26 protein-coding genes are annotated in these 20,559 nt (G+C 66.8%); 10 read left to right on the forward strand and 16 right to left on the reverse strand.

Annotated elements, in window-relative coordinates:
- Positions 1 to 3 precede the first annotated feature (3 nt).
- Entirely contained in the window at positions 4 to 717 is a 714-nt protein-coding gene (locus AC1DX5_RS04790; RefSeq protein ID WP_478014387.1) for a hypothetical protein, read from the forward strand.
- On the opposite strand, the gene AC1DX5_RS04795 is transcribed toward AC1DX5_RS04790, so the two are convergent.
- From AC1DX5_RS04795 to AC1DX5_RS04820, 6 genes are all read right to left on the reverse strand, one after another.
- A complete protein-coding gene (locus AC1DX5_RS04795; protein WP_478014388.1) occupies positions 641 to 1,000 on the reverse strand; it encodes a TfoX/Sxy family protein in 360 nt (119 codons plus the stop codon). The genes AC1DX5_RS04790 and AC1DX5_RS04795 overlap by 77 nt on opposite strands.
- A gap of 145 nt (positions 1,001 to 1,145) precedes the next feature.
- Positions 1,146 to 1,466, reverse strand: coding sequence for a DMT family transporter (locus AC1DX5_RS04800; RefSeq protein ID WP_478014389.1), 321 nt, complete (start codon positions 1,464 to 1,466; stop codon positions 1,146 to 1,148).
- 1 nt (position 1,467) lies between these two features.
- Positions 1,468 to 1,947 carry an N-acetyltransferase family protein gene (locus AC1DX5_RS04805; RefSeq protein ID WP_478014390.1) on the reverse strand — a complete coding sequence of 160 codons (480 nt, stop codon included), beginning with the start codon at positions 1,945 to 1,947 and terminating at the stop codon, positions 1,468 to 1,470.
- Complete coding sequence (locus AC1DX5_RS04810) at positions 1,944 to 2,849, reverse strand: DMT family transporter (protein ID WP_478014391.1); 906 nt, start codon at positions 2,847 to 2,849, stop codon at positions 1,944 to 1,946. Before AC1DX5_RS04810 ends, AC1DX5_RS04805 begins: the two co-directional genes overlap by 4 nt.
- 135 nt (positions 2,850 to 2,984) lie before the next feature.
- Complete coding sequence (gene ispG / locus AC1DX5_RS04815; RefSeq protein ID WP_465174970.1) at positions 2,985 to 4,103, reverse strand: flavodoxin-dependent (E)-4-hydroxy-3-methylbut-2-enyl-diphosphate synthase; 1,119 nt, start codon at positions 4,101 to 4,103, stop codon at positions 2,985 to 2,987.
- A gap of 61 nt (positions 4,104 to 4,164) precedes the next feature.
- Positions 4,165 to 4,965, reverse strand: coding sequence for a LytTR family DNA-binding domain-containing protein (locus AC1DX5_RS04820; RefSeq protein ID WP_478014392.1), 801 nt, complete (start codon positions 4,963 to 4,965; stop codon positions 4,165 to 4,167).
- Between the two features lie 128 nt (positions 4,966 to 5,093).
- On the opposite strand from AC1DX5_RS04820, the gene AC1DX5_RS04825 reads away from it, so the two are divergent.
- The 4 genes from AC1DX5_RS04825 (at position 5,094) to AC1DX5_RS04840 (ending at position 9,364) form a co-directional block, all read left to right on the forward strand.
- Positions 5,094 to 6,257: an acyltransferase family protein gene (locus AC1DX5_RS04825; RefSeq protein ID WP_478014393.1), complete on the forward strand. Its 1,164-nt coding sequence runs from the start codon at positions 5,094 to 5,096 to the stop codon at positions 6,255 to 6,257.
- Positions 6,258 to 6,365: 108 nt separating this feature from the next.
- The gene (locus AC1DX5_RS04830; protein WP_478014394.1) at positions 6,366 to 7,541 is read left to right on the forward strand and encodes an acyltransferase family protein; all 1,176 of its coding nucleotides are present in this window, start codon (positions 6,366 to 6,368) and stop codon (positions 7,539 to 7,541) included.
- Entirely contained in the window at positions 7,538 to 8,455 is a 918-nt protein-coding gene (locus tag AC1DX5_RS04835) for an isoaspartyl peptidase/L-asparaginase family protein (RefSeq protein ID WP_478014395.1), read from the forward strand. Before AC1DX5_RS04830 ends, AC1DX5_RS04835 begins: the two co-directional genes overlap by 4 nt.
- A 48-nt stretch (positions 8,456 to 8,503) precedes the next feature.
- A complete protein-coding gene (locus AC1DX5_RS04840; RefSeq protein ID WP_478014396.1) occupies positions 8,504 to 9,364 on the forward strand; it encodes a S1/P1 nuclease in 861 nt (286 codons plus the stop codon).
- Between the two features lie 153 nt (positions 9,365 to 9,517).
- On the opposite strand, the gene AC1DX5_RS04845 is transcribed toward AC1DX5_RS04840, so the two are convergent.
- From AC1DX5_RS04845 to ybgC, 9 genes are all read right to left on the reverse strand, one after another.
- The gene (locus AC1DX5_RS04845) at positions 9,518 to 9,790 is read right to left on the reverse strand and encodes a hypothetical protein (protein ID WP_478014397.1); all 273 of its coding nucleotides are present in this window, start codon (positions 9,788 to 9,790) and stop codon (positions 9,518 to 9,520) included.
- A 100-nt stretch (positions 9,791 to 9,890) separates the two neighbouring features.
- Positions 9,891 to 10,109 carry a type II toxin-antitoxin system antitoxin gene (locus AC1DX5_RS04850; protein WP_465170845.1) on the reverse strand — a complete coding sequence of 73 codons (219 nt, stop codon included), beginning with the start codon at positions 10,107 to 10,109 and terminating at the stop codon, positions 9,891 to 9,893.
- A 9-nt stretch (positions 10,110 to 10,118) separates the two neighbouring features.
- The gene (locus AC1DX5_RS04855) at positions 10,119 to 11,021 is read right to left on the reverse strand and encodes an SPFH domain-containing protein (RefSeq protein ID WP_465170846.1); all 903 of its coding nucleotides are present in this window, start codon (positions 11,019 to 11,021) and stop codon (positions 10,119 to 10,121) included.
- A gap of 127 nt (positions 11,022 to 11,148) precedes the next feature.
- A complete protein-coding gene (gene pal / locus AC1DX5_RS04860) occupies positions 11,149 to 11,655 on the reverse strand; it encodes a peptidoglycan-associated lipoprotein Pal (protein WP_465170847.1) in 507 nt (168 codons plus the stop codon).
- A gap of 113 nt (positions 11,656 to 11,768) precedes the next feature.
- A complete protein-coding gene (tolB, locus tag AC1DX5_RS04865) occupies positions 11,769 to 13,163 on the reverse strand; it encodes a Tol-Pal system beta propeller repeat protein TolB (protein WP_478014398.1) in 1,395 nt (464 codons plus the stop codon).
- Positions 13,164 to 13,168: 5 nt separating this feature from the next.
- Positions 13,169 to 14,056, reverse strand: coding sequence for a cell envelope biogenesis protein TolA (locus AC1DX5_RS04870; protein WP_478014399.1), 888 nt, complete (start codon positions 14,054 to 14,056; stop codon positions 13,169 to 13,171).
- A 28-nt stretch (positions 14,057 to 14,084) separates the two neighbouring features.
- A complete protein-coding gene (tolR, locus tag AC1DX5_RS04875; RefSeq protein ID WP_478014400.1) occupies positions 14,085 to 14,522 on the reverse strand; it encodes a protein TolR in 438 nt (145 codons plus the stop codon).
- Positions 14,523 to 15,191 (reverse strand): protein TolQ, encoded by a 669-nt coding sequence (gene tolQ / locus AC1DX5_RS04880; RefSeq protein WP_465177184.1) that lies wholly within the window; start codon positions 15,189 to 15,191, stop codon positions 14,523 to 14,525. It abuts the gene before it with no gap.
- A gap of 32 nt (positions 15,192 to 15,223) precedes the next feature.
- Positions 15,224 to 15,691 (reverse strand): tol-pal system-associated acyl-CoA thioesterase, encoded by a 468-nt coding sequence (gene ybgC, locus AC1DX5_RS04885; protein WP_465170851.1) that lies wholly within the window; start codon positions 15,689 to 15,691, stop codon positions 15,224 to 15,226.
- Between the two features lie 124 nt (positions 15,692 to 15,815).
- Between ybgC and AC1DX5_RS04890 the strand changes: the two genes are divergently transcribed.
- The 5 genes from AC1DX5_RS04890 to AC1DX5_RS04910 are packed head-to-tail and all read left to right on the forward strand — an operon-like array spanning position 15,816 to position 19,134.
- Positions 15,816 to 16,253, forward strand: a complete 438-nt coding sequence (locus AC1DX5_RS04890; RefSeq protein WP_478014401.1) for a hypothetical protein — start codon at positions 15,816 to 15,818, stop codon at positions 16,251 to 16,253.
- Positions 16,246 to 16,458: a helix-turn-helix transcriptional regulator gene (locus tag AC1DX5_RS04895; RefSeq protein ID WP_478014402.1), complete on the forward strand. Its 213-nt coding sequence runs from the start codon at positions 16,246 to 16,248 to the stop codon at positions 16,456 to 16,458. Before AC1DX5_RS04890 ends, AC1DX5_RS04895 begins: the two co-directional genes overlap by 8 nt.
- A gap of 46 nt (positions 16,459 to 16,504) precedes the next feature.
- A complete protein-coding gene (locus tag AC1DX5_RS04900; RefSeq protein ID WP_478014403.1) occupies positions 16,505 to 17,239 on the forward strand; it encodes an ABC transporter ATP-binding protein in 735 nt (244 codons plus the stop codon).
- The gene (locus AC1DX5_RS04905; protein ID WP_478014404.1) at positions 17,239 to 18,672 is read left to right on the forward strand and encodes a hypothetical protein; all 1,434 of its coding nucleotides are present in this window, start codon (positions 17,239 to 17,241) and stop codon (positions 18,670 to 18,672) included. The genes AC1DX5_RS04900 and AC1DX5_RS04905 overlap by 1 nt, the downstream gene beginning before the upstream one ends.
- Positions 18,673 to 18,729: 57 nt before the next feature.
- Complete coding sequence (locus AC1DX5_RS04910; RefSeq protein ID WP_478014405.1) at positions 18,730 to 19,134, forward strand: VOC family protein; 405 nt, start codon at positions 18,730 to 18,732, stop codon at positions 19,132 to 19,134.
- A 317-nt stretch (positions 19,135 to 19,451) separates the two neighbouring features.
- Here AC1DX5_RS04910 and AC1DX5_RS04915 read toward each other — a convergent pair whose 3' ends face one another.
- Complete coding sequence (locus AC1DX5_RS04915; RefSeq protein ID WP_478014614.1) at positions 19,452 to 20,438, reverse strand: NAD(P)H-dependent flavin oxidoreductase; 987 nt, start codon at positions 20,436 to 20,438, stop codon at positions 19,452 to 19,454.
- Between the last annotated feature and the right edge of the window lie 121 nt (positions 20,439 to 20,559).

Here is a 20,559-nt window from a genome sequence, read left to right on the forward strand (position 1 = left end):
CAGGTGATGCCCCGGACGGCCTGGAGGGGATGCGCGGCGGCGGGGATCGTCGCCTTCATCTGCTCCTCGTCGTTCGGGCGCATCCCCGGCATGGCCTCGTGCGGCCCGGATAACGGGCTCGGGCCGATCATGAGCTTCGAATTCGCGCGGACCCCCGCCGATATCGTTACCCTGTTCGGCAGCGAGCCCTGCACGTCGACGCTGGTCGCAGCGCAGAAGACGGGGCTGCTGCTCGACGCGCTGGGGTTCATTCCCTTCTACACCGCGTTCCTGATCCTCGCCGCCATCGCCGCGGGATCGCGGCGGCGGGTGCAGCTGGCGATGATCGCGATCTTCATGGTCGCCGCCGTCAGCGACCAGATCGAGGGCGCGCTGCTCTATGCGATCCTGCGCGATCTGCCGGGCACGCCCGCCCTGCTCGGCGCCCTGTGGTGGGCAGTGCATGTGAAGTTCGCCCTGCTGGCGCTGGGCACGATCGGCATCGCCGAGATCATGACGCGCGGGCGGCGGCTCGCGCGCCTCTTCGCCGGCTTCATCGCGATGGGAGGCCTGTTCGCCCTGACCGGGCTGATGACGATGCCGAGCAGCTGGATGATGACCGGCTTCCAGCTGGCCTGGGTCACCCTGCTGATCGCAGCGCTTATTGCTTCTTTCTGGCCTTCGCCTTTCGCGGCGCCCGCTGCCCCGCCGCCAGGCCCAGCGACGCCCAGCGCCTGAGCTCGTCGGCGTCGTCGTACACCTCGTCGGGCGCACGCCTGTAGTTCATCGATTCAACCCGGCCTTCGCTCATCTCATAAGAGAAGCGCGCGCAGCCGGCCTCGTCCCATTCGGCATCGCTGACCGCATCGGACTTGAACCACGCCCCTTCATCGGAGACGATCGCGAAGATGGTGCCGTCGCAATATAAGGTCGCGCCGCCCATCATCTTGCGCATGGTGACGGTGCCGATCGGCTCCATCGCCTCGGCGATCCAGTCCACCAGTCCCCGGTCGAATGCCATCAGCCTTGCTCCTCCCAAGCGAGTCCTCAAAGTTGCATTCAAATCTCTCCGTTCGTTTCGAGCGAAGTCGAGAAACCGGACCAGGCGCTCCATCAATGTTTCTCGACTTCGCTCGAAACGAACGGGTGTGAGTGTGAAATCAGGGCTAACCCTGCGCCGTCAGCTTCAGCCCGGCGATACACGCCACCACACCGAGCATCAGCAGCAACCGCACCAGCCCGGCCGATTCGCCGTACCAGGCGATGCCGACGACCACCGTGCCGAGCGCGCCGATGCCGCCCCAGATGATATACGCCGTGCCCATCGGAATCGAGCGCGCCGCCACTTCGAGCAATCCCATCGACAGCGCGACCGAGGCGAGGAAGCCGAGCGTCCAGGGCAGGTTCCGGAAACCATCGACATGGCGCAGGCACGTGGTGAAGCCGATCTCGAACAGCCCGCCGACGACCAGCAGCAGCCAGGCCATCTCAGCCGCGCCCCGCGAGTTTGGTCAGCGCGTCGCCGGACACGCGGTTGACCGTCCAGTCGTTCATCGGCACCGCGCCCATCGCCTTGTAGAACTCGATCGCCTTCTCGTTCCAGTCGAGCACCGCCCATTCGAAGCGCGAGCAGCCCCGGTCGACCGCGATGGCCGCGAGATGCCGCAGCAGGGCCGCGCCGACGCCCTGCCCGCGTGCTTCCGGCGTCACGTACAGATCCTCCAGATACAGGCCACGCCACCCGGTCCAGGTCGAGAAATTGTGGAAGAACAGCGCCATGCCGAGCGGCGTGCCGTCGCGCTCCGCGATCACCGCCTCCGCGACCGGGCGGTCGCCGAACATCGCGTCGTGCAGCAATTCCTCTGTCGCGACGACCTTGTCGGCCTCGCGCTCGAACTCGGCCAGTTCGCGGACGAAACGCATGATGGTGGCGACATCGTCGGGAGTGGCGAAACGGAGTTCGGTCATGCGGCAGCCTCAGTCTGTGGAGCGGGAGCGGCGGTGCCGCGAATGGCGGCGAGGCACCCGGCGATGATCAGCCCGGCCCCCGCCACGGTATAGAGCGAGACATGCTCGCCGAAAACCAGCCAGCCAAGGATCGCGGCCCAGAGGAAGGCGGTATATTCGACGGGCGCGAGGATCTGCGCCTCGGCCCGGCCATAGGCCCAGGCCAGCGCGGCGGCCGAGAACGTGCCGAGCAGGGCGGCCGCGCCGATCGCGGGCAGTTGCGCGATCGTCGGCATCACCGCGAACCACGGCGCGCCGATGAGCAGCAGCATGCCGATGACGCCGCCGGTGAACAGCGTCACCTCGATCGGATCGGCGAGTTGCGCCTGCCTGCGCAGCAGGACCAGGCTGTAGCCATAGAGAAAGGAAGCCAGGATGATCGCGCCCGACCCCATCAAGGTGTCGTTGCTGGCACCCGCCCTGGCCTGACCCAGGGCAATAACGAACACCCCGATGCTGGCGATGGCCGATCCCAGGATCGCGGCGCGCCGGATACGCTCGCCGAGCATCGCCGCCGCGAAGTACAAGGCGATCAGCGGCGCGAGGAAAGTCAGCGCCACACCTTGCGCCATCGGCACGCGGACCAGCCCCCAGAAGAACAGCAGCACCGACATGCCCGCGGCCAGACCGCGCGTGGCATGCAGCTTCAATGCGGCGCGCTCCGGCCAGGCATTGCCGCGGAGGAGGAAGATGGTGCCGGTCAGCGCAGCACCGGCGAGCGAGCGCCACAAGACGGCACTATAGGCGCCGCTGGCGATGCTGAGACCCTTCATGAAGGTGTCCATCATCGCATAGGTGGCGATGCCGAGGGTCGCGACCGCGAAGGCGGTGGTCGATGTCGAATATCTGGATGGCTCGCTCACGTCGCCCGCCTGTCCTGCCGGCTACTCCCGGTGAGCAGGGCAAGCACCACCAGGGCCGCGACTCCGACCAGCGCCTGCGCCACGCGGCCGCGCGCACTCAGCTTGTCCATGATGCGTCCCCCGCTGAACGCCGCCTCACGCGGCGGCGCGTGCCTCGTCGGCGGCGTCGATCTCGGCGGCCTTCGCCTCGACCAGCTTGACGATATGCTCGATCATGTCCTCGCTCTGGACGGTGTGATCGGTGACGCCCGACAGATAGACCATGTGCTTGCCATTGCCGCCGCCGGTGAGGCCGATATCGGTTTCACGCGCCTCGCCCGGGCCGTTGACGACGCAGCCAAGCACGGAGAGCGACATCGGCGTACGGATATGCTGGAGCCGTTCTTCCAGCGCCTGCACCGTACGAATCACGTCGAAGCCCTGACGCGCGCAGCTCGGGCAGGAGACGACACGCACGCCGCGGTTGCGGATGCCGAGGCTCTTGAGGATCTCGAAGCCAACGCGCACCTCTTCCTCGGGCTCGGCCGAGAGCGAAACGCGGATCGTGTCGCCGATGCCGTACCAGAGCAAAGAGCCGATCCCGATCGCCGACTTGACCGTGCCGCCGACAAAGCCGCCCGCCTCGGTGATGCCGAGATGCAGCGGGCAATCGACCACTTCGGCCAGTTGCTGATAGGCCGCGACCGCGAGGAACAGGTCCGATGCCTTCACCGCCACCTTATATTCGTGGAAGTCATGGTCCTGCAGGATCTTGATATGGTCGAGCGCGGATTCGACCAGCGCCTCGGGGCAGGGCTCGCCATATTTTTCGAGCAGGTCCTTTTCGAGGGATCCCGCATTCACGCCGATCCGGATCGCGCAGCCATTGGCCTTGGCGGCGTTGACCACTTCGCGCACCCGGTCGGACGAGCCGATATTGCCCGGGTTGATGCGCAGGCAGGCAGCACCCGCGTCAGCCGCTTCGAGCGCGCGCTTGTAGTGGAAATGGATGTCGGCGACGATCGGCACGCGGCTCGCGCGGACGATCTGCTTCAACGCGGCGGTGCTTTCCACATCGGGGCAGGACACGCGGATGATGTCCACGCCAGCATCCTCGCAGCGGCGAATCTGGTCGATCGTCGCCCTGGCGTCGGAGGTGAGCGTGTTGGTCATCGTCTGCACGGTGACCGGCGCATCGCCGCCGACGGGCACATTGCCGACCATGATCTGGCGGCTCTGACGGCGCATGATGTCGCGCCACGGACGAATGGACATGGGATTACCTCGTTTCACCGAGCCATATAGCGTCGCCTTCGCGCCTGCGAAAGCGCGAGCCTCAATCCTGCACCGAATCCCGATAGCGGCGGCTGCCGCGCAGGTTCGTGCCGTCGGCGAGCGTCACGATGAAGTCGCCGCTCCGGTCAGTCTCGACCCGGCGTATCGCGGCGCGACGGACGAGGCGGCTGCGATGAATCTGGACGAAGCCCGGCCCGAGTTCGCCCGCGACCGCCGCCAGGGTCGCGCGGTGCAACAGGGTGCGCCCGGCCCAGGCGAGCTCGACATAATTGCCGGCTGCGTTGACGTGATCGATCTCGTCCACTGGCACCTGATGCGTCACCGCGCCGTCGGCCACCTTCAGGATGCGTGGCGGCGCCGGGGCGTGCTGGGGCGTGGCGGCGCGCATCACCAGCCACCGGCTGACCGCGGCGAATCCGACGAACTGGAGATAGGAGGCAAGGTCCTTGCGATATTCATAGAGCAGGCGGTCCGAGACCTTGCTAAAGAACCGGTACTCGCTGCCCTCGGCGGCATAATAAAGCTTCCGGAGCTCGACCATCAGGCCGATATGCCAGAGCGACAGCGGTATGCTGGCGGCGAGGATCAGCATGACCGCCACCGGCCAGGAGAAGCGGGGCGGGCCGACGCGGCTGACCAGCCACCAGATGACGGGCGCCGTCGTCAGCCAGGCGAGGATGCTGGTCGCTTCCCACAGCCAGACATGAGTCCGGGTCTCGTGGATGCCGGCAAGGGCGAAGTCGCTCAAAGTCGATTCGACGTCCGCCACCATGACCGTAGCGAGGGTGAGCACGAAGCCGGCGACCAGCAGGAGCGCGAGCCGGCGTTGCGCACCGCTCATCCCGCCTCCGCCGCCGCTCGTCCCCGTCATCGTCGCCATCGTCCCAGTGGTACCGCCTTCCGCCCCTTCCCGATACCGGGCCGAACAGGCGCTCGCTAGCCGTTGCTGATCGACCATGGAGAGACGCGATGGAACGACATTACGGAATGGACTGGCTGCGCATCGGCGCGTTCGGCCTGCTGATCTTCTATCATGTGGGCATGGTTTTCGTGACCTGGGGCTTCCATGTGAAGACCGCCGACCCGGCCGACTGGGTCGCGGCCCCGATGTTGCTGACCAATGCCTGGCGGTTGAGCCTGTTATTCGTCGTCTCGGGCTTCGCCAGCCGGGCGCTGTTCGCCAAATCCGCCAGCATTCGCGGTTTCCTGCGCAACCGCAATGCGCGGCTGTTGCTGCCGCTAGTCTTCGGCATTGCCCTGGTCGTACCGCCGCAAAGCTGGGTCGAGCTGGTCACCCAGCATGGCTATACGCATGGTTTCCTGTGGTTCCTCACCCACGACTATTTCCGATTCGGCAAGCTCGACGGGATCATTTTGCCGACCTGGAACCATCTGTGGTTCGTCGTCTATCTCTGGGTATATACGCTCGTGCTCGCCTTGTTGTTGAGCCCGAAGCTGTCCGGCGCGCAGGCACTGTTCGACCGTGTGTTCGGCGGAGCCGGCGTGCTGTGCGTGCCGATCGTCTGGCTGCTCGTGTTGCGCATGGCGCTGTTCCCGGGGGTCGAGGATACCCACGACCTGTTCACTGACGGGGTAGCCCATCTGCAATATTTCCCCGCCTTCCTGTTCGGCTTCGGCCTGGCCGGATCGCACCCGGCGCGGGCGGCGCTGGCGCGCTTCTGGGTGCCGGCGGCGGTGCTGGCGGTGGCGGGCTATGCCGTCGTCGCCTCGGTCGAGATCGCCTATCCCGGTTTCGCCATGCCATCGCGCCCGATTACCCAAGCCTTCCATGTCGCGCGCGAAGTGCAATGCTGGGCCAGCATCGCGGCACTGATCGGCGTGGCGGAGCGCTTCTGGAATCGCGACAGCACATGGCGGCCGATGCTGACCGAGGCGGTCTTCCCCTTCTACCTCATCCACCAGACGGTGATCATCGTCGTCGAATATTGGCTGAAGCCGCTCGGCATCGGGCCCGTCGCCGAGTTCGTCATCCTGGTGCCGGCGACGGTGGCGGGATGCTGGGCCTTCTACCTGATCGGCCGCGAAATCGGCTGGCTACGGCCGCTGATCGGCCTGCGACGGAAGGTCCGCGCCAAAGCGGAAACGGCCGCCGCCGACCTCCAGACCGCCTAGCGGCCGTTGAATCCCGGCCGGGGCGACCGCCCCGCCCGGGCCACCGCCTGCCGTTTCGGACACGCCGTCTGACTAGCCATTGGCTCAGGAAACGCTACATGGCCCCGCATGGAACGGCATTACGGCCTGGACTGGCTCCGTATCGGCGCCTTTGGCCTGCTCATCTTCTATCATGTCGGCATGGTCTTCGTGCCGTGGGACTTCCATGTGAAGACCGCCCATCCGATCGACTGGGTGGCGATCCCGATGCACGCGACCAACAGCTGGCGGCTGATGCTGCTGTTCGTCGTGTCGGGTTATGCCAGCCGCGCGCTGCTCGCCAAGAGCGAGAGTCCTGGTTCGTTCATCGGATCGCGCAACAAACGGCTGCTGATCCCGCTGCTGTTCGGCATGACCATCATCATCCCGATTCAGCCCTGGGTCGAGCTGACCACCCAGCATGGTTATGACGGCGGCTTCGGCTGGTTCTGGCTGCACGATTATTTTCGCTTCGGTACCTTCCATAACCTGATCCTGCCGACCTGGCAGCATATGTGGTTCGTCGGTTATCTCTGGTTCTACACGGTCGCGCTCGCCGTGGCGGTGTGGCTGATGCGCGGGCGCAGCCTGCAGGGGCTGTTCGACGGGATCTTCGGCACTGCCACAATCGTGATCCTGCCGATCGCCTGGCTGCTCTTCGCCGACATGTATCTGCTGCCCGGCGGCCGCGAGACGCACGACGTGCTCAACGATGCGATCGCGCATGCCCATTATCTGCCCGGTTTCCTGTTCGGCTTTGCGCTCGCCCGGTCGGGTCCAGCGATGGCGGCGATCGGGCGCTGGTGGAAGGCGGCCGGAATCCTCGCGGTGCTCAGCTATGCGATCGTCGCCGCGATCGAACTGCGCTGGCCGGGTAGCGCCATGCCGCAGCCCTATGGCTATATCTTCGCGACGGCGCGCGCGATCCAGGGCTGGTGCGCGATCATCGCGCTGGTCGGCATCGCGGAGCGTTACTGGAACCGCGACCACCCCTGGCGCCGTACGCTGACCGAAGCCGTGTTCCCCTTCTACATCATCCACCAGACGGTGATCGTCGCGGTCGAATGGGTGCTGCTGCCTTATGGCCTGCCGCCACTCGCGGAGTTCGTGATCCTCGTCACGACGACGATCGCGGGATGCTGGGCCTTTTATCTGGTCGGGCGCGAGGTCAGCTGGCTGCGGCCGCTGATCGGGTTGCGCGGCTTCATCCCGCCACGGCATGCAGCGCGCCCCGTCTCGCTCACGCCGGTCGAAAGCCTGTCGTGATCTGGACGCTGGTGATCCATGGCGGCGCGGGCATGATGACGCGCGATCGCATCACGCCGGAACAGGATGAAGGCGCGCGCAAGGCGCTCGGACGGGCGCTGGATGCCGGATCGGCGGTGTTGTCGACCGGCGGCTCGGCGCTCGACGCGGTCGAAGCGTCGGTGCGGGTGCTCGAGGACGATCCCCATTTCAACGCCGGTCGCGGCGCTGCGCTGACTCACGAAGGCGTGGCCGAGCTCGACGCGGCGATCATGGAGGGTACCGGGCGGGACGCCGGCGCGGTCGCCGGGGTGACCGGCACGCGCCATCCGGTGAGCCTGGCCCGGGCGGTGATGGAGCAGAGCCGGCACGTGCTGCTCGGCGGCGAAGGCGCCGACCTGTTCTCGCGCGACCATGGGCTCGAACAGGCGGGCCAGGACTGGCTCGTCCTGCCCGAGCGCCGCCGTCAGCTGGAGGAACTGCAGGCGCGCGGCGCCGACGCGTTCGACGTCGACATGAAATATGGGACGGTCGGCGCGGTGGCGCGCGATACGGCCGGCCATGTCGCCGCCGCGACCTCGACCGGCGGGGTGACCGGCAAGCGCTGGGGCCGGATCGGCGATTCGCCGCTGATCGGTGCCGGCACCTATGCCGACGACCGGGCGGGCGCCGTCTCCGCGACCGGGTCGGGCGAATATTTCATCCGCGCGGGCGTCGCGCACGAGATCTGCGCCCGGGCGCGGCTCGCGGCCGTGCCGCTCCAGGCCGCGGCCGATGCGGTGATGGACGATGTGAAGGCGCTGGGGGGCAAGGGCGGCGTGATCGTCGCCGGGCCCGGCGGCGAAGCGGTGTGGAGCTTCAACACCGCCGGCATGTTCCGCGCCAGGGTAGGGTCGGACGGCGCACGGACCGTTGCGATCTACGGCGACGAATAGGCCGCGCGCCGCTTTCGCAAGCATGTGCGACCGGGTAGAGCGGCGGCCATGAGTCGCCTCCTCCCCGCTCTCGCCGCCGTCGCGCTTGCCGCCACCGCGTCCCCCGCTGCCGCTTATTGGGAATATGGTCATCAGACCATCGCCCAGATCGCGCGGGCGAACGTGAGGCCATCGACCCGGATCGCGGTCGACCGGCTGCTGCGCCAGTCGAAGCTGCTCGGCACGCCGACCTGCCCGGCGCGCACGATCGAGGACGCCAGCATCTGGGCCGATTGCATCAAGAATATCAAGGACCCGGACGGCAAGCGCCCGTTCGATTTCGCCTATAGCTGGCACTATCAGAACGTGAACATCTGCCAGCCGTTCAGCCTGGTCGAGCCGTGCAAGGACGGCAATTGCGTGTCGGCGCAGATCGAGCGCGACGTGAAGCTGCTGCGCGACAAGGCGACGCCAAGGAAGGACCGGGTCCAGGCGCTTGTCTTCCTGATCCATTTCGTCGGCGATCTGCACCAGCCGCTTCATGCCGGCGACAAGACCGACAAGGGCGGCAACGATGCCAAGGCCGCCTATGGCATCCTGTCGACGCCGCGGCTCAACCTGCACTCGATCTGGGACGGCTATCTCGCCGAGCGCGCGATCTCCGCGCCGCCATCGCTGGTCCGCCGCTATTCCGCTGCCGAGCGGGCGACGCTCGCAGCGGGCGATGTGACCGACTGGAGCCGTGAAAGCTGGCAGGTCGCGCATGACAGCGTCTACACCAGCGCGATGAAGGGCGATCCCTGCGCGCCGACGCCGGAGCGCTCCACCCTTGACGATGCGACGATCGAGTCGCTGGTGCCGGTCGCCCGGCTCGAGGTGGAACGCGGCGGCCTGCGCCTCGCCAAGCTGCTCGACCAGGCGTTTTCCTAGCGTCGATTCGCGCTGATCAGCCCCTCCCTTTCCGTTCGTTTCGAGCGACGTCGAGAAACATTGATGGAGCGCCAAGTCCGGTTTCTCGACTTCGCTCGAAACGAACGGGGTAAGAGGATAAAGGGCAGCGCACCGATATGAGCGGTATCGACTCTAGTCGCGCGATCCCCAGCGCCAGTGCCAGCCGCCATCGGTCTTGCGCGCGGCGATCGTCGTGAAGGCGGCGACCAGCGCGATGCCGACGACCAGCTTCGGCACGAGCCCGGGAAGAAACCGGACATCGAGCAGCAGCGCGGCGCAGAAACCGAGCGTCAGCAGCCAGCCCTGCCAGGTCACCGGCGTCGCGCCCAGGCCGAACAGCTTGGGCACGAACCAATAGCCGTCGCGCACCTGATAGAAACGCTTGAGAGCCTCGAACGCCATCATCGCCTCCTTCAGCCGAACCGCACGAGCAGGCCAAGCCCGATCAGCGCAAGCGAGATCGCGACCAGCCAGGGCAGCCGCGCGCGTGTCGTGAGCATGCCGATCATTCCGTATCTCCTTCATCCTGGGTTTTCGCCGGCCGCCCGCGTTTCGCGCGGACCGGCGCCTCGAGCTTCACACCGCGCTTCGACAGCGCTTCGCGCAGCAGGCATTCGAACTGGGCGTTGACGCTCCGCAAGTCGGCCGCCGCCATGCGCTCGACCGCCGCATAGAGCGCGGCGTCGAGGCGCAGCGGAAACGCCTTCTTGGGAGGAACGCTCACGCGACCGGCTTACTGGTAGAGCGAGCCGGTATTGACGACCGGCTGGGTATCGCGTTCGCCGCACAGCACGACCATCAGGTTGGAGACCATCGCCGCGCGGCGCTCGTCGTCCAGTTCGACGACGTTCTTCTCCGACAACATCTCCAGCGCCATCTCGACCATGCCGACGGCGCCCTCGACCAGCGTCTTGCGCGCGGCGACCACTGCCTGGGCCTGTTGCCGGCGGAGCATCGCGCCGGCGATCTCCTGGGCATAAGCAAGATGGGTGAAGCCGCATTCGTCGACGGTGATGCCGGCAACGGCAAGCCGGGCGATCAGCTCGGTGCGCAGCTCGGCGCCGACCTGCTCGTGATTGCCGCGCAGCGTGACTTCCTGATGCTCGAAATCGTCATAGGGATAGCGTGCGCCGATGGTGCGCACGGCGGCCTCGATCTGAACGATCACGAAGGCCTTATAGTCGTCGATGTCGAACAGCGCCTGGGCCGTGTCGGTCACGCGCCACACGACCTGCGCCGCGATCTCGATCGGATTGCCGCGCAGGTCGTTCACCTTCAGCCGTTCCGAAATCATGTTGTTCGCGCGGAGCGACACTTTCTTGCGGCCGAGCCACGGCAGCAGCCAGCGCAGTCCCGTGTTGCGATCGGTGCCCTTGTACGATCCGAACAGGGTGATCGCCGTCGCCTGGTTGGGCTGCTGCATGTAGAAGCCGCACAGGATGAACACGAAGGCAAGCACCGCCATCGTGATGATCCCCCCGCCCAGCGCCGGATCATCCTGCATGAGCGTGGCGGCGTACACGCCGGCTGCGATGGCCAGCAGCATCAGCAGCAACATGAGATAGCCGCTCGACGTCGCGGCGGTGCGCTCGCTCGACAAGGTGAGCGCCGTGTTCCTGGCAACTGAATCCGACATGGGACCCTCCCGTTAATGTGATATCACATTTATATCGCTATTCGGGAACCCGCAAGCGGAATCGGAAGCGCCGCCGGATCGGGTGATCCGACGGCGCCAGTGAAGAATGGGATGGCCCGCGAGCGGGCTAGTTGAGGACGATGGTCACCGCGCGCCGGTTCTGCGCCCAGCTCTGCTCGTCCGAGCCGAGCGCGATCGGGCGCTCCTTGCCATAGCTGATCGTCGAGATGCGCGCCGGGTTGATGCCGCGTGCCGCGAGATAGTTCTTCGCGGCATTGGCGCGGCGATCACCGAGCGCGAGATTATATTCGCGCGTGCCGCGCTCGTCGCAATGGCCTTCGAGGCTGACCGGCACATTGGGCCATTTGGCGAGCCACGCGGCCTGGCTGTCCAGAATCTCGCGGGCGCGCGAATCGATGTCATATTTGTCGAGCGCGAAGTTGATCGTGTTGCTCGTGACCGAGCGCTCGAAGTCGGCGCGCGAGCCGGGGACGACATTGTCCTGGTTGACCGGATTGGTGCCGACGCCGGTATCCACGCCGGGGGCGGGCGGAATCTGTTTCGGCTTGGGGCTGCATGCCGCGGTCGCGACGAGCGCAGCGGCAACGATGAACGTGGTCGTCAGTCTGGCCATGTGGCTTCTCCTTCGATCAAAAAGTCGTTTCGCTTGCGTCTCGTCCCACCGGCATTGCCCCAGGGTGAATGGGAGTCAACGCCGGTGCAGCAATCGTGCGACGCAAAATTGCTTCAGGGGCGTAACGGTCCCCAGGCGGGATCGGATCCGTCGAGCGGCGTCGGAATTTTCCGTTCGTTGACCCCGGTCAGATCGACCGACCAGAGATCGGCATTGCCGGCCCCGCCACGATGCGAGCGGAAGAAGGTGAGCACGCGGCCATTGGGCGACCAGCTGGGCCCCTCATCCTGCCAGTCGTCGGTCAGCAGGCGCTCGCCGCCGCCGCCCGGGTTCATCACGCCGATGCGGAAATCGCCGGAGATTCGGGTGAAGGCGATCAGGTCGCCACGCGGGCTCCAGGCCGGCGTCGCATAGCGCCCGCCGCCGAAGCTGATGCGTTGCTGGTTCGATCCGTCGGCGTTCATCACATAGATTTGCTGGCTGCCCGACCGATCGCTCTCGAAGGCGATCTTGCTGCCGTCGGGCGAATAGCTGCCGCCGGTATCGATGCCGGGCGCATTGGTCAGGCGCTGCGGCGAGCCGCCCGATGCCTGGACACGGTAGATGTCGGTGTTCCCGGCCACCGCCATGGAGAAGACGATCCAGCGTCCATCGGGCGAATAGCGCGGCGCAAAGGTGAGGCTGGGATTGTTGACCAGCAGGCGCTGACTGGCAGAGGCGATATCGTAGACATAGATGGCCGGGCGGTCGTTGAGATAGCTCATATAGACGATCGACCGCTGGTCCGGCGAGAAGCGCGGAGTCAGCACGGTCGACTGGCCATTGGTCAGGAAACGATGATTCGCGCCGTCCTGATCCATGATCGCGAGCCGCTTGAAACGCTTCGCCTTGGGGCCGGTTTCGGAGACGTAGAGGATGCGGCTGTCGAAATAGGCGCCTTCGCCGGTGAGCCTCTGATAGACCATGTCGGCGCATTTGTGCCCGGCGCGGCGCCAGTCGCTGGGCGGCACCACAAAGCCCTGCCGGGTCAGCTCGCTGCGCGCGAACACGTCGTAGAGATAGCAGCCGACCGTCAGCGTGCCGTCGCCATTGGCGCGGACATAGCCCTGGACCAGAGTCTGCGCGCCGGCCCCGCCCCAGAAATCGAACGACGGCGCCGTGACTTCGGGAACGCCGACGTCCCGCAGCGCGGACGGCGGGACCGGCTTGAACAGCCCGCTATTCTTCAGGTCGTTGGTGATGATCTGGGCAAGGTCGCGGCCGAGCTTGTCGGTCGGTCCAGCCGGCGTGTTGACCACCGCGGCGGTCGGCAGGGGCGGGATCGCGATCCCCAGCGGCGCCGAGGTGCCGCCGACCACATCGACCACGAGGCCGCCATCCTGCGCGGGTTGCGTCTGGGTCGCCGACACCGGCGGCGGCGCCACGGGGGCATCCTGCGCCTGGGCCGCGAGCGGCGACAACAGGGCGAGCATGGCGGCCAGCAGGCCGATAGGGGAAGATGTCATCATGGTTCTCATCCCGGAAGTTTGTAGCGCAGGCTGAAGACACTCCAGCCATTGGGAACATCATAAAGCTCGGCAGGCAACCCGCGCAGCGGCGAGCAGCCCTTGAAGGTGGCGATGGCATTGTCGTCGACCCGGTCCTGGTATCGGCCATTCTCGGCATCGATGCCGCTATGGCCGATCACCTGCGGGTTGCCGATCAGCGACCCGTCGCGATCCATCCGCAGCCGGATCGTCACGATGATCCGCTCCGCGCCGGGCCCCGGCTTGACCTGGCGATCGGCACAGGGCTGGACCTGGCGGCGGATCGCCGAGCCGATATCGGCCGCCGCCTGCTGGCTCATCACCGCGGCCTGCGGCACGACCGACTTGCTGGTCGAGGGCTTGTCGGACAGGCCCTTCAGGAAATCATTCCCGAGCCGGGAGCCGCGCGGCCGCTCGCTGGCCGACGCCGCGTCAGTACCCGTAGCCCGCGCCGTGGAAGCGGCGGCGCGACTGGCCGGCGCCGCCTCGCGCGTCGGCGGCTTTTTCGACTTGTCCGGGGTCGGCGCGACCGGCTTCTTCGGCTCGGGCACCGCATTGGGGGCGGGCTTGGGCGGCGGCGCGGCCTTGGGCTGCGGTTTGGGCAGCGCGGGATCGGGCTGCGGTTCCTCCCTGGGCGCGGCGGGCGCCGCGTCTTCCGGCGGCCCCTGATCGGGCGCGCGCGATTCGGCCGGCGGCGTCACCGCCTGGGGTGCCTTGGCGACGAGACCGACCTCATCGACCAGCGAGACGTCGATCGGCGCCTGTAACGGCGTCGCCGGTTTGGGCGGCGTGAGGAAGCCGGCCGACAGCAGGCCGAACAGGACGACATGGCCGACCAGCGCGATGCCAAGCGCAATCGCGTCCGAGCGCCGCATCGCGCCGGCCCCGCCGCCCGGGCGGAGATCAGTTGCCGTCGTCGCCAATCGTCACCAGCGCTACGCGGTTGAGGCCCGCGCGGTTGAGTTCGCCCATCACGCGCATCACGCGGCCATAATCGAGGCTCTTGTCGGCGCGCAGGAAGATCTGCGGTGGTTTGCCGCCCTCCGCCTTCGACGCGAGCTGCTGCAATCTATCGGGCAGCTGGTCTTGGCTGACCTCGTCCTGATCGACATGGATCTTGCCATCGGCCTCCATCGAGATCTGCACGGGCTTCTGATCCTGGTCGAGCGGCTTGGCGCGGCTGTCGGGCAGGTTCACCGGCACGCCCGCGGTGAGCAGCGGCGCCGTGACCATGAAGATGATCAGCAGCACCAGCATCACGTCGACGAGCGGCGTGACGTTGATCTCCGCCATCGGCGCCCGCCGGCCGCGCCCGCGCTGGGAGGGGAGCTGCATCGACATCTAGGCCCCCCGCCCGTCCGTCTCGAGCTGGCGGCTGAGCGTCGCGTGGAACCCGTCGGCGAAACGGTTGAGCCGCGCCTCGACCCGGTTGATGCCGTGGCTGAAGCGGTTGTAGGCGATCACCGCCGGGATGGCGGCGAACAGGCCGATCGCGGTGGCGAACAGGGCCTCCGCGATGCCCGGCGCGACCACCGCGAGCGAGGTATTCTGCGCCGAGGCGATGCCGGTGAAGCTGCGCATGATGCCCCAGACGGTGCCGAACAGCCCGACGAACGGCGCGACCGCACCCACCGTGGCGAGGATGTTCAGCCGGTCCGACAGCGTGTCGATCTCGCTCGCGACCATCGATCCCATCGCGGTGGCGAGCCGGTCGCGCGTGCCCTCGCGATCGATTGTGCCGCTCGCGGTGGAGCGGCGCCATTCCTTGACGCCGGCCGCGAAGACCCGGGCGATCGGCAGGTCGCTGTCGCCCTGGATGCGGTGAAAGGCATCGATATCCTCGGCCTTCCAGAAATCGCGCTCGAACTTGTCGATCTTGCGGCGCGTGCTCCCGATCCGGCGCCAGAAGGTGAGGATGATCGCCCAGGTCCAGATGCTGGCGAGCAACAGGCCCAGCATCACGACCTTCACCACCAGATCGGCCTGGAGGAAGAGCGCGATCGGCGACATGGTCGTCGCGTCGGTATTGAAGAACAAAGTGCTCACGCTTGCTGGTCCCCTTGGTCAACGAGGCGCCGAAAAGCCTCGACCCATGTCTTTGGTTGCCGTTTCGGCTTGCCCGATGGCGCGACCAGCGCCGCGGTCACGTCCGCTTCAGCCAGTATCTCAGCACCGTTCATGACTCTCTGATGAATATCGACCGATGCGGCGCGCACCTGAATCACGCTGGTCACCACGATCAGCGCATCATCGAGCTTCGCGGGACGGCGATAGCGGATCGCGAGGCTGCTGACGGCATAGGCGCCCTCGCCCGCTTCCTGCGTCGCGCGCTGGTCGATCCCGGCAAGCCGGAGCATGTCCGACCGGGCGCGTTCCATGTAGCGCAGATAATTGGCGTGATAGACCACGCCCGACAGATCGGTGTCCTCGAAATAGACGCGGACCGGGAATCGATGCTCGATCCCGTCGAAGCGGCCTTCGACCGGTTGATCCTGTTGCGGCGCCACCATGTCCCATCGTCCTAACCGAGCGATTCACCGGAAGGAACCCCGTTCGCCGCGCATATGCCACCGCTTGACAAAGAAGTAACCCATGGGTTACATGTAACCTCAGAGTTACAAACGGGGATTCGACATGACCAATCAGACCAATCTTGCCGACCGCATCGCCTGGGGTCGCGCCCGCGCCGCGACCGTGATGGCGGTCGTCTTCGTCGCGGCGCAGGCCGGCAGCTTTCCGGACGCACCGCTCAACCGCCCGCAGACCATCCATCTCACCGCCTGGATCGTCTGGGCCGCGGCGCTGCTGTTTTTCCTTGCCTTTGCCGGCGGCCTGTTGCGTGGCCCGCGGATGCGCGCGCTGCTGAACGACGAGACGACGCTCGACCACCGCAAACGGGCGATGGCGCTCGGCTTCTGGGGGGCGATCGGCACCGCCGCCCTGGTCTATGCCATCAGCTTCTACGAACCGATCTCGGCGCGCGARGGCGCCCGGCTGATCATCACCCTCTCGATCGCACTTGCCCTGCTGCGCTTCGGCACGCTCGAGCGCCGGGCCCTGAAGGATGGCTGAGCGGCTGCTCAACAGCCTGAAGGACGAACGCGCCCGGCTCAGCCTCACCCAGGCCGAGCTGGCCGACCGGGTCGGGGTCAGCCGCAAGACGATCAACACGGTCGAGAACGGCGTGTTCATCCCCTCCACCACGCTGGCGCTGAAGCTCGCGCGCGCGCTGGGCAGGGCGGTCGAGGATATCTTTCGGCTCGGCCCGGAAGATTGATCGGCGCCATCTGGACGAAGTCGTACTTTATTATACGCTGCCGCGCATGACCGAACCCGCCCTCAGGATTCGCGGCCTTTCCAAGAGTTTCGACAAGCCGGTGATCACCGGTCTCGACCTGGAGATCGGCGCGGGCCAGCTTTACGCCCTGCTCGGCCCGAACGGGGCCGGCAAGACCACCACCTTGCGCATGGTGACCGGCCTGACCCGGCCCGATGCCGGCACCATCCATATCTATGGCATCAGCGCGCGGCAGCATCCGAACGAGGCCAAGGCGATCACGGCCTGGCTGCCCGACGAGCCGATGCTGTACGACAAGCTGACGCCGAGCGAATATCTCGCCTTTGTCGCCGGGCTGTGGCGGATGGACCCGCACGTCGCGGCGGAGGAAGCCGAGCGGCTGCTCCACTGGCTCGACCTGTGGGATGAGCGGGACACGCGGTGCGAGGGCTTTTCGCGCGGCATGAAGCAGAAGGTCGCGCTGGCCGGCGCGCTGATCCACAACCCCAAGCTGCTGATCCTCGACGAGCCGCTGACCGGGCTCGACGCCGCCATGGCACGCGCGGTGAAGGATGCGCTGCGCGCGCAGGTCGATGCGGGCAAGACGGTGATCGTCACCACGCATATCCTGGAGGTGGCCGAGCGCATGGCCGACCGGATCGGCATCATCGCCGGCGGCAGGCTGCTCGCCGAGGGGACGCTGGAGGAGTTGCGCACCAGTGCCGGTACCGAGGGCCAGACGCTGGAGGATACGTTCATTCGCCTGACGAGCGGCACCTGATGCCCGGATTGCGCCCGGCGCCGGGCAGCTTCGCCTGGCTTGCGCTGCACGAGATTCGGCTGGGCTGGCGGATGCGGCCGAAGAAGGGCGCGACGCGCTGGATCGGCTATGTACTGATGCTGGCGTGGCTGGCGTTCGGCTGTTTCCTCGGCTGGGTGCTGCGTGACCAGCCGATCCCGCCGCTGCCCGAAATCATGACCGGCGTGCTGGCCGGCAGCATCATCGCCTTCACCTTCATGACGACTCAGGCGATCATCGGCAGCCAGCGCACCCTCTATGAGAATGGCGATCTCGACCTGCTCTTCTCCGCCCCGATCGAGGGGCGGACGGTGCTGCTCGCCAAGCTGCTCGGCATCACCGGCACCATCGCGCTGACCTATGCGGTGCTGTTACTGACGCTGGTGGTGCCGATCGCGGTGCTCGGGCATCCCCCCTTGTTCGGGTTCGTTGCCCTGCTCGTCGCGCTGGCGCTGGCGGCGGCGGCGATCGGGCTGGGCATCACGCTCGGCCTGGCGAAGCTGGCGGGGCCGCGCGCGGCGCGCACCGTCGGCCAGATCGCCGCGGCGCTGCTCGGCGGCGCCTTCTTCATCATCTCCCAGCTCGCCAGCCATGGCGACAAGCGCCAGTCGAGCGTGTCGATCCTGTTCGATCGCTTCACCGAGGACGGGGTGGGCAATAGCGGCTTGTCCGGCCTGCCCGGCCATGCCGCATTCGGCGATCCGGTCGCGATCCTCGTGCTGCTCGGTATCGGCGTGCTGCTGTTCGCGCTGGCCGGGGTGACGCTCCAGCGGATGTTCCTGAGCGGCTATCAGGACGGCGCCACGCGCCTCTCGCGGGCGAAGCCGACCGGACGCGCGACCGGCCGGCTGTTCCATGCCAGCCTGTTCCGGTCGGTCTTCGCCAAGGAGTGGCGGCTGCTCGCCCGCGACCCCGCGCTCGCCTTCCAGATCCTGCTGCGGCTGATCTATCTGGCGCCGATCGTGTTCATCGCGTTCGGAAGGGGCAATCATGTGCCGATGGCGCCGGGCCTGGCCTTTGCCAGCGTGCTGCTTGCCGGCCAGCTGGTCGGCAGCTTCGCCTGGCTGACCGTCTCGGCCGAGGACGCGCCCGACCTGATCGCGGTCGCGCCGGTGACCAAGGCAGCGATTGACCGGGTCAAGCTGATGGCCGCCTTCGCCATGGCGGCGCCGATGGGGATAATCCTGCCAGTCGCGATCGCGCTCCAGACCCCGCTCGGCGCGCTGGTGACCCTGGTCTGCACCGTGATCGGCGGCGGCGCGGCCGGTTTCATCGAGCTGAAGCTGGGCAAGCCGGGACAGCGCAGCGCCTTTGCCCGCCGCCGCTCCGGCTCCGTCGTTGGCGGTATTCTCTCGATCATCGTCGCAATGATCGTCGGCGGGATCGCGGCGGTTTCGGTCTATTTTCTCGGCTGACGGCAGGCATCTCGCCGGGGTAGCCTCGGGCATCCGAATCACCCCAGGAGAGAGAAGATGGTCGACCGGCCCACCAATGGCGTCACCCCGTTCCTGACGATCCGCGGCAAGCGCGGGCAGGAAGCGCTGGATTTCTACACCCGCGCGTTCGGCGCCGAAGTGACCGAGAAGAACCTGGCCGAGGACGGCGAGCGGCTGCTCCAGGCCGGATTGAAGATCAATGGCGGCTGGATCATGCTGTCCGACGAATTCCCCGAATGGCGCGGCTATGACGAGCCCGAGCCCAAGGGTGTGGGGCTTCATCTGCAGGTCGACGATGCCGATGCCTGGGCCGAGCGCGCGGTCGCCGCCGGCGCCACCGTCACCATGCCAGTCGACAACCAGTTCTGGGGCGACCGTTACGGCCAGCTGACCGATCCGTTCGGCCATCTCTGGTCGATCGGATCGCCGATCAAGGAATAGAAATCTTCCAACAGCGACTCGGGTTTTCCGCTGTTATTGCGGTCCCGTTTTTTCTTTCCGCTGTTATGTTGGATTTTCCGGGAAGAATTCTCCCTTTCGATCAATGGTTTGTGGCGATTTACCGCTGTTATGCATAACAGCGGTAAATCGTCGCCGGAACAGCGGAAAACGACAGTATTTTCCGCTGTTCCGGGCGCTAAACGCCACCCCAATTCAGTCCAACAATAAGAAAGAGCGGCACGGCACACGCATGTCGTGCCGGCCGCCCCAAGCTGCACTCTATCGCAGCAGTGTTGAATCGATGCGCCCGCGCACCATCAGGCCGCGCGCTTCTCCAGCGCATGTGCTGCCTCGGCCATCAGCGACGCGATGATCTCGGCGACCGGCTCTTCCTTCGTCACCATGCCGACCGACTGGCCGGCCATCAGGCTGCCATGCTCGACATCGCCGTCGATCACCGCGCGGCGCAGTGCGCCGGCCCAATAATGCTCGATCTGGAGCTGGGCCTCGGCCATCTCGACCTTGCCCTCGTCGAGCAGCTGCGCAACTTCGCGCTGCTTGGCGGTGAACAGCTCGCCCCCGGCATTCTTCAGCGCGCGCACCGGGATGACCGGCAGGCGCGGATCGATCTGTACGCTCGCCACCGCATCGCGGGCCGACGCGCGCAGGAACGCCTTTTTGAAATTGGGGTGCGCGATCGATTCGGTCGCGCAGACGAAGCGCGTGCCGAGCTGGACGCCCGCCGCGCCCATGTCGAGATAGCCCGCGATCGCCTCGCCCCGGCCGATACCGCCGGCGACGAACACCGGCACCTGCTCGGACACTTCGGGCAGGATTTCCTGCGCGAGCACGCTGGTCGACACCGGGCCGATATGGCCGCCGGCCTCCATGCCCTCGACGACGAGCGCGTCGACGCCCGAGCGGATCAACTTCTTGGCGAGCGAGAGCGCGGGGGCGAAGCAGATCAGCTTGGCGCCATTCGCCTTGATCGCATCGATCGAGCCGGTCGGCGGCAGGCCGCCCGCGAGCACGACATGGCCGACATCGTGCTTGTTGCAGACCTCGATCAGGTCGAACAGCATCGGGTGCATGGTGATGAGGTTCACGCCGAACGGCTTGTCGGTGAGTGCCTTGGTGCCGGCGATCTCCGCGTCGAGCAGCTCGGGCGTCATCGCGCCGCAGGCGATCAGGCCGAAACCGCCGGCGTTGGAGATGGCGGAGACGAGGTTGCGCTCCGACACCCAGGACATGGCGCCGCACAGGATGGCGGTTTCGGAGCCGAGGAAGGCGGCGCCACGCGCCATGCGGCGAGTCAATCTCTCCCCTCCCACGGAGTGGGAGGGGTTGGGGGAGGGCGTGTCAGCATGTGCGATGGTATCGGTCATGTGGCGCACATGCCCTCCCCTAGCCCCTCCCGCAAGCGGG

The organism is Sphingomonas sp. P2_B6, assembly GCF_056404755.1.